The sequence below is a fragment of the Psychromonas hadalis ATCC BAA-638 genome (assembly GCF_000420245.1).
GTDB classification, from domain to species: Bacteria; Pseudomonadota; Gammaproteobacteria; order Enterobacterales; family Psychromonadaceae; genus Psychromonas; species Psychromonas hadalis.
The window spans coordinates 1-8,670 of record NZ_ATUO01000149.1 but is presented as its reverse complement, the minus strand read 5'-3'; the positions used below and the strand labels follow the sequence as shown (position 1 = coordinate 8,670).

The following is an 8,670-nucleotide window of genomic DNA, read 5'->3' as shown; positions in this document are numbered from 1 at the left end:
ACAAGGTAATCAATGTACAGGTCAAATATTTGTTTGTTTTTATTCATGATGATACTTTATCAGTTCTCGCTATAATCTTCTGATTTACTGCGTAACATCAGTTAGTAAGTGGGCCTTGGTAGGCAAAAACCACTTTAGCTAAGGTCTACTGACAACAGTGTGTCAGTAGGGGGTAATTTAAGTTAGCTTGTTATTTTAATCACTCGTCGCTAACGCGTCACTTACTTGTAAATCGTTACTGATTGCCTGCTCTACTGCCATATGATTTGCGGCTTCTATGGTCGCTAATTTTGCTATTTCAGCTTGCTTATCGGCTTCAATTTTTAATGCTTTATTTTGTTCATAAACAAACCAGTTTAGGGTTTCTAAATATTGGCGGATATTGTTGACATAATGTTGCGCTTCACGGCCACGGGCGTAACCATAACGGGTTCTTTTATACCATTTTTGTTGGTGTAAAAGTGGTAAGTTATCTTTTACATCTGACCATGAATTTGGATCTTGTTTCTTCATGGTGGTGATGCGTCTTGTATCCATCAGGTGGCCATAACCTAAATTGTAACTGGCTAAAGCAAACCATACTTTCTCATCATCATGAATACTATCGGGTAGACGTTTTATCAGTTGCGATAGATACTTTGCGCCACCTTTAATGCTTTGCTCGACATCAAGACGATTTTTAATGCCCACATAATTCGCCGTATCAAGGGTGAGCATCATCATGCCGCGCACACCGGTCGGTGATTTTGCGTTGGGATTCCAGTGTGATTCCTGATAGCTGACGGCCGCTAAAAGCTGCCAGTCGACTTCGGCGTTTTCATACTTTTTAAACAGTGCTTGGTATTTTGGCAGTTTCTTTTTAATGCGCTTTAAAAAGATACGTGTATCTACATAATCAAAATGACCCACATGACCAAAGTATTTTTCTTCTAATTTAGCAATGGTTTGGTCGTTATATTTATTGCCAATAAACTCTATCATGCCTGCGTAAACGCTATCGTCTTGATTTTTTTTGATTAACCAAGCAACAGGCTGTTTTTCGGAGATAGAAAATGCTTCTGCAAGTGCAGGATAATAACGTTGTTTTTGCGCCAATGTAGAGCTGTCTACAATGGCAAATTTAATTTCTTTCTCTGCTACTTTACGCAACAGTGTCTCTTGATCTTCGTTATCAAAAAAGACTATTTTTAACGTTGGATTCTCTTCAATCAGTGCGGCCAATGTTTCAGCATGGCTACTGGCGGTTAATACACTAATGGGGGCATTCACATCTGCTATTTTACGTGGACGGTAGGTCCCTTTGTGGTACACCACTTTTTGTGAAACGTAATAGTAGGGTGGAGAGCTACGATATTTTTTGGCGCGATTGGGAGTAAGGGTCAGTCCAGCGCCAATAAAATCGACGTTGTTATTGTCGAGGGCGACAAACAGTTCGTTAAGTGATCCATAGGTTTTAATGGTCAATTTTACGTTGAGGTAGGCTGCAAACTGTTTGCCTAATTCGTAATCTAAACCGCTATACGCATTACCATCATAGCTGTAAGTGAGTGAGCTATTGATAGTACCCATGATGATATCCCCCCGTTTTTGGATCTTTTCTAAACTACTTATTTGTGTGAATGGATTACAACCACTCAATAAAAACAGAGAGAGAGTAATAAAAAAAAGCGTTTTCATGCGAGCGAATAGTTTTAAAGGCATAACGGAGTCCAGATCTAAATGTTAATGCTTGGTTGTCTGTTTTTTGAACAAAACAGGGGCAGAAAAAGTAAATAAGCTGTGACTATAGAGGGTTTCTGTTTAATAAAAAACGCTTTTTGCTTATAATAGCGAACTAAACCATCTATTCATCCAACGAGAGAAGCAACTTATGGACATTTTGCGTGGGGCTCCAGCCCTATCTACATTTCGTGTTAACCAGCTTTTAAAAAACTGTGAAGCATTAAATCTACCTGTTACGCAAATTTATGCAGAGTTTATGCATGCTGCAGATTTAACGGAATCTTTAAATGAGCAAGAGTCAGTTGTGTTACAAAAACTACTGACCTATGGCCCCAAAATTGCCGAGCACTCCCCTATCGGTACATTATTTTTTGTTACTCCTCGTCCAGGCACTATCTCTCCTTGGTCTTCAAAAGCGACGGATATCGCCAATAACTGTGGTTTAAGCAAAGTTAAACGTTTAGAGCGTGGTATTGCGTATTACATCGAAACATCTACAAAATTGTCTGCCGAACAGAGCAAGCAACTTGCTGGCCTGTTACATGATCGCATGATGGAAGTGGTTTTTACCTCGTTAGATGATGCTGCTAAATTGTTTGTCCAAGGGGCACCGGGCAAAATGAACAGTGTTGATATACTCGGCGTGGGGCGTCGTGCTTTAGAGGTGGCTAACGTCAGTTTAGGGCTTGCACTGGCGGATGATGAAATTGATTATTTACTTGAAAACTTTATTAAGTTAGGCCGTAATCCTAACGATATTGAGCTGATGATGTTTGCACAGGCAAACTCAGAACATTGTCGTCATAAAATATTTAATGCCGATTGGACAATCGATGGCCAAAAACAGCCTAAATCCTTGTTTAAAATGATCCGTAATACCCATGAATTACATCCTGAATATGTATTGTCTGCTTACAGCGATAACGCTGCCGTAATGGAAGGTTATAAAGCAGGTCGTTTCTTCCCAAGTGTGGATGAGCGTGAATTTAGCTACCACCATGAAGATATTGATATCTTGATGAAAGTGGAAACGCATAACCATCCCACGGCTATCTCTCCATTTCCGGGTGCGGCAACAGGCTCTGGTGGTGAAATTCGTGATGAGGGTGCAACGGGTATTGGGTCTAAACCTAAAGCGGGTTTAGTGGGTTTCTCTGTTTCTAACTTACGTATTCCAAACTTTGAGCAACCGTGGGAAACCGATTTTGGCAAACCAAGCCGTATTGTTTCAGCACTAGACATTATGCTAGAAGCGCCACTGGGTGGCGCGGCCTTTAATAATGAATTTGGTCGTCCCAATATTTTGGGTTATTTCCGCACTTATGAAGAGCAAGTGGAAAGTCATAACGGTTATGAAATTCGTGGCTACCACAAGCCAATCATGTTGGCGGGTGGTTTAGGTAATATTCGCCGTGACCACGTGCAGAAAAAAGAGATCCCTGTTGGCGCTAAGTTAGTTGTTTTAGGTGGCCCTGCAATGAACATTGGTTTAGGTGGCGGTGCCGCTTCATCAATGGATTCGGGTGCTTCTTCTGAGGATTTAGATTTTGCGTCAGTACAACGTGAAAATCCTGAGATGGAACGTCGTTGTCAGGAAGTGATCGATCGTTGTTGGCAGATGGGTGATGATAACCCAATCCAATTTATTCACGATGTGGGTGCGGGTGGTTTATCAAATGCAATGCCTGAACTTGTCAATGATGGAGGACGTGGTGGACTCTTCGATTTACGTGCTATTCCAAACGATGAAAACAGCATGGCACCCCATGAAATCTGGTGTAATGAATCTCAAGAGCGTTACGTAATGGCCATTAAACCTGAAAACCTAGCCACCTTTGAAGCTATTTGTAAGCGTGAACGTGCATTATATGCGGTGATTGGTACTGCAACGAAAGAGATGCATCTAACATTAAATGATTCAGAGTTTGATAATAAACCCATCGATATGCCGTTAGAAGTATTATTAGGTAAAGTACCTAAAATGCACCGCACTGTGACCACGCAAACCGCTAAAGGTAAGACGTTAGACCTTTCTGGTGCAACCATTAAAGATGCTGCTGAACGATTATTGCGTTTGCCATCTATTGCAGAAAAAACATTCCTTATCACCATTGGTGATCGCTCTGTAACGGGCTTAGTCGCGCGCGACCAAATGGTTGGTCCTTGGCAAGTGCCTGTTGCCGATTGTGCGGTAACGGCCGCTAGTTACGATACTTACTTTGGTGAATCGATGGCACTGGGTGAACGTACACCTGTTGCCCTGCTTAACTTTGCCGCATCAGCACGCTTAGCGGTGGCTGAATCAATTACTAATATCGCCTGTTCTGATATTGGTGATTTCAAACGCATTAAATTATCTGCAAACTGGATGTCTGCAACGGGTCATCCGGGTGAAGATGCGGGGTTATATGCAGCGGTGAAAGCAATTGGTGAAGAGTTATGTCCAGAACTCGAGCTAACGATTCCCGTTGGTAAAGATTCAATGTCGATGAAAACGCGTTGGGTTGATGAAGATGGCACGGACAAAGAGGTTATCTCTCCGTTGTCTTTAATCATTACAGCCTTTGGCGCGGTGCGTGATATCCGCAATACAGTCACACCACAATTGCGTACAGACCAAGGTGAAACAGATTTAATCTTAGTTGATCTCGGTAACGGTCAAAACCGTTTAGGTGGTTCATCACTGGCGCAAGTTTACAAGCAGTTAGGTGATGTAACGCCTGATCTTGATAACCCTGAATTATTAAAAGGTTTCTTCAACGCGATGCAAACCTTAGTCGCTGATAAAAAACTGTTGGCTTATCACGATAGAAGTGATGGTGGCTTGTTCTCAACCATTACAGAGATGGCCTTTGCGGGACATTGCGGTGTCACCGTTAAGCTTGACCAATTAGGGAGCGATGACTTTGGCGCACTTTACTCAGAAGAGTTAGGTGCGGTGATTCAAGTTAAATCTGAAGACAAAGAAACAGTATTAAATATATTGGCCGGTCATGGTTTAACCACTAATGCACTGGTCATTGGCTCTGTAAATGATAAAGACCAAATTGAATTTACCCGTGATGGCCTTGAGGTATTAGTTGCACCACGCAGTGAATTCCGTGGAATTTGGGCTGAAACAACACTAGAAATACAAGCACTGCGTGATAACTCTGAATGTGCGCAGCAAGAATTTGACCTGAAATTAGACGATAACGATCCAGGTCTAAACAGTAAGCTTACTTTTGATATCAATGAAGATGTGGCTGCCCCTTATATTGCTACGGGCGTTTTACCACGCATGGCCATTATCCGTGAGCAGGGTGTTAACTCGCAACAAGAGATGGCGGCTGCCTTTAACCGCGCTGGTTTCTCTGCGATTGATGTGCACATGAGTGATATTTTATCAGGTGATGTACAGCTTGAAGATTTTGCAGGTTTAGTTGCCTGTGGCGGTTTCTCTTACGGTGATGTGTTAGGCGCGGGTGAAGGTTGGGCTAAATCGATTCTGTTTAACGAACAAGCACGTAACCAGTTCCAAACATTTTTTGAACGTGAAAACGCATTTGCATTAGGTGTGTGTAACGGTTGTCAGATGTTATCGAATCTACATGAGCTTATTCCCGGGACTGATTTATGGCCTCGTTTTGTGCGTAATAACTCAGAGCGTTTTGAAGCACGTTTCAGTTTAGTTGAAGTGCAGAAGAATAACTCATTGTTCCTAAGTGATATGGCGGGATCGTTTATGCCAATTGCTGTTTCACACGGTGAAGGGCGCATGGAAGTAAAAGATGCACAACATTTAGCCGCTATTGAAGCAAGTGGCAATATCGCACTGCGCTTTATTGATAACTATGGCAACAATACCCAAGCTTACCCAGCGAACCCCAATGGATCACCAAACGGTATTACAGGATTAACCTCACAAGATGGGCGTGTCACCATTATGATGCCACATCCTGAGCGTGTATTTAGAACCGTTGCTAACTCATGGCATCCAGATGATTGGAAAGAAGATTCACCTTGGATGCGTATGTTTAGGAATGTACGTAAACAGTTAGGTTAAGACACTTAAAGTGTAAATAAAGGGGATCAAATGATCCCCTTTATTTCAATTAGGTTATACTTAACTCGTTGATTTAATTAATATAATAAACTTTAAATAATAAAAAGGTGGTTTATTTGTCTTTGCTTGTCAAAAATGTTTTATATATTGGGCGTAATGTTGAATTGGTAGAAGCGTTATTAACGTCACTAACTGATGGAAATAAAAAGGTTTCTTACAACACGAAGTACATGCTCTGCAGTAATGAAATATTAGCCGTATTAGCAGAAAAAAATTATCACTATTTAATAATTGAACAATCTATTCCTAAAGTTGTCTCAGAACGCATTCATGCTCTTTTTCCACAACTTCGTACGACTTATCTAAATAGTGCCCAACCTATTAATGAAAAACTGATCCCTCCCTCTGCCAAACAGTTAGTCAGTGAAGATGTAAAAAAAGCGTTAAATTGTATTAGTATTCCCATCTATTATAAAAATAAAAAGGGAATAATACTTGTTTGTAATACCAGCTTTGCCAAGCATTTAGGGTTAACGTGTGATGAAGTGATTGGCCAATACGCATTTGATGTATTACCAGACTCACTTAAAGAGGGTCTTGAGATTGTTGATAAAATGATGTTTGATGATCATCAAGTGCACCTTTATGAGTGTGAGCTACACGATCTTGACGGTCGCCGTCATGAAGTGGTTTTTCGTAAAGAGTTAATTGCCGGCACCGATATTCAAATTGGCATGGTGTTTGATGTCTCTGAACTAAATAAAGCCAGACGTAGTGTGGAAAAGGAGCGCATGATGCTTCGCGCTACGGCAGATATATCACCTGATCTTATTTTCTTTAAAGATCTTAAAAGCCGTTTTCTCGGTTGCAATAAACAGTTTGAAAAATTCATCGGCGAGTCAGAGAAGAAAATTTTAGGTAAAACAGATGATCAGTTTTTTGAGCTTGAACAAGCATTGATGTGCCAACAACAAGACCAAGATGTAATGGTCAATAATGAAATCTATTCAGGTGAGGAGCACCTCACTTATATTGATGGAGAGCGTCATTTCATTGATATGCGCAAAGTGCCTTTATTAGATAAAAAAGGTAATGTGCAAGGGTTAATTGGTATTGGTCGCGATATCACCGCACAGCATCGTTTACAAAAGCGCCTTAAAGTTGCCAATGCGGTGTTTGAAAATAGCCAAGAAAATATTATTGTTACTGACCAAAGCAGGATAATTATCTCTGCAAATCTAGCGACTTGCCAATTAACAGGGTATAAAAAATCAGAGTTATTAGGTAACGCTGTTGATATGTTATCAACACAAGAGCCAAATTCTACCTTGCACCAAAAAATAGAGGAAGCGCTGGAAAATAATAAACAGTGGAAAGGCGATATCACTTATCGTAATAAGCAACAGGAAATCCGTTTTGCATGGCTTGATGTCTATGTGGTCGAGTTAGAGGAGGGGGTAAATAATCGCATCTACTCCTTTACTGATCTTAGCCAAAATAAAAATATCGAAAGTAAAATCCAATTTTTATCGAAACATGATCCATTAACAGGACTTGCGAATCGTATTGCTCTCTTTACGAAGTTAGAAGATGCCATTAATCGTGCTAATTTTAATGAGGTAGCGATGGCGGTGATACTGGTTGATATTAATGGCTTTAAAGCGGTGAATGATCAATATGGGCATAATGCAGGCGACAAAGTACTGCAAGAGATTGCGCGACGTTTGAAAAATTGTATTTTTGAAAAAGATACCGTGGCTCGTTTTGGGGATGATGAGTTTGTGATTATTGTTGATGGCCTTAAAAATGAGCATGATGCTGCGTTAGTTGCGCAAAAAGTAGCAGAGCAGTTCAGCTATAAATTTAAGATTGGTGATATTGAGGCAAGTTTAAATGCCACCATTGGTATCAGTTTATGCCCTGATGATGGTGTTGATGTCGATACCTTGTTGCAGAGTGCAGAAAAGGCGATGTTACGTGCTAAAGGTGATAAAAGTGTCTCATATCACTTTTATACTGATCAGTTAACCAAGCACTCTTCAAGTCAATTACAGCTAGAAAAAGAGATGAAAATTGCCCTGCAAGAAGATCAGTTTGATCTTTATTATCAGCCACAGTATGACATCAATAAAAAATTGATTGTTGCCATGGAAAGTGTGTTGCGTTGGCATCATCCAAAGCATGGTTTATTATTGCCAGATCGCTTTTTAAGTTTGGCAGAAGAAAGTGGTCTGTTAATTCCCATTGGTTTGAAAATGCTTAAAAAAGCGGCTTTGCAAACAGTGAAGTGGAAAAAATCTAATATTAATTTTGGACGTATAGCGGTTAATCTGTCCACTATCCAACTAGAGCAGATCAGTTTAATTGCCGATATTCAAACGGTTATCAAAGAGACAGGTTGTTCTAGCAAAGATCTTGAATTTGAGATCGCAGAAGCTACGTTTGAATCAGAAAATCATACCCTTCATGAAAACCTGCTTAACATTCATAAATTAGGCATTGCTATCACGGTTGATGGTTTTGGTGCTGATATCCCTATTTTTCATTTTATTGAATCGCTAGGCATTGATAAATTTAAAGTTTCCAAAAATTATATTCAAAATATTCCCGGCCGTTTGGTCGGGGAAGCGATGATAAAGTCGGTGATCGTGCTCGCCCGTGAATTGGGGATTGATGTTGTGGGTGAAAGTATTGAAAGCACGGAACAAGCGTTTTTTTCAAGCACGAATAATATGGGGCATCACCCAGTAAACCCGATGAAAGTGAGCGAAGCCACCTTCTATTTACGTTGTCATAAGAAAAAATAACTGTTAGTTTTTTGTAACTACTCAGGCCGTTGCCATTTAAGGTTTCTTCACATTAAAGCTTCAGTTATCTATGATAACCGTGTTGAAAAATGCTCA

At 40.4% G+C, this 8,670-nt stretch carries 3 protein-coding genes; 2 read left to right on the top strand and 1 reads right to left on the bottom strand.

What is annotated here, in order from left to right:
* Positions 1-195 precede the first annotated feature (195 nt).
* On the bottom strand, positions 196-1,701 hold the full coding sequence (gene mltF, locus G322_RS21010) for a membrane-bound lytic murein transglycosylase MltF (protein ID WP_022942587.1): 1,506 nt from the start codon (positions 1,699-1,701) through the stop codon (positions 196-198).
* 169 nt (positions 1,702-1,870) lie between these two features.
* Between mltF and purL the strand changes: the two genes are divergently transcribed.
* Both purL and G322_RS0115140 read left to right on the top strand, forming a co-directional pair.
* Positions 1,871-5,767: a phosphoribosylformylglycinamidine synthase gene (gene purL / locus G322_RS0115145; protein WP_022942586.1), complete on the top strand. Its 3,897-nt coding sequence runs from the start codon at positions 1,871-1,873 to the stop codon at positions 5,765-5,767.
* 116 nt (positions 5,768-5,883) lie between these two features.
* A complete protein-coding gene (locus G322_RS0115140; RefSeq protein ID WP_022942585.1) occupies positions 5,884-8,574 on the top strand; it encodes a sensor domain-containing protein in 2,691 nt (896 codons plus the stop codon).
* Positions 8,575-8,670: the final 96 nt, after the last annotated feature.

Coding starts and splice junctions, on each gene's coding strand:
- mltF (WP_022942587.1), bottom strand. CDS start 1,701: ATGCCTTTAAAACTATTCGCTCGCATGAAAACGCTTTTTTTTATTACT.
- purL (WP_022942586.1), top strand. CDS start 1,871: ATGGACATTTTGCGTGGGGCTCCAGCCCTATCTACATTTCGTGTTAAC.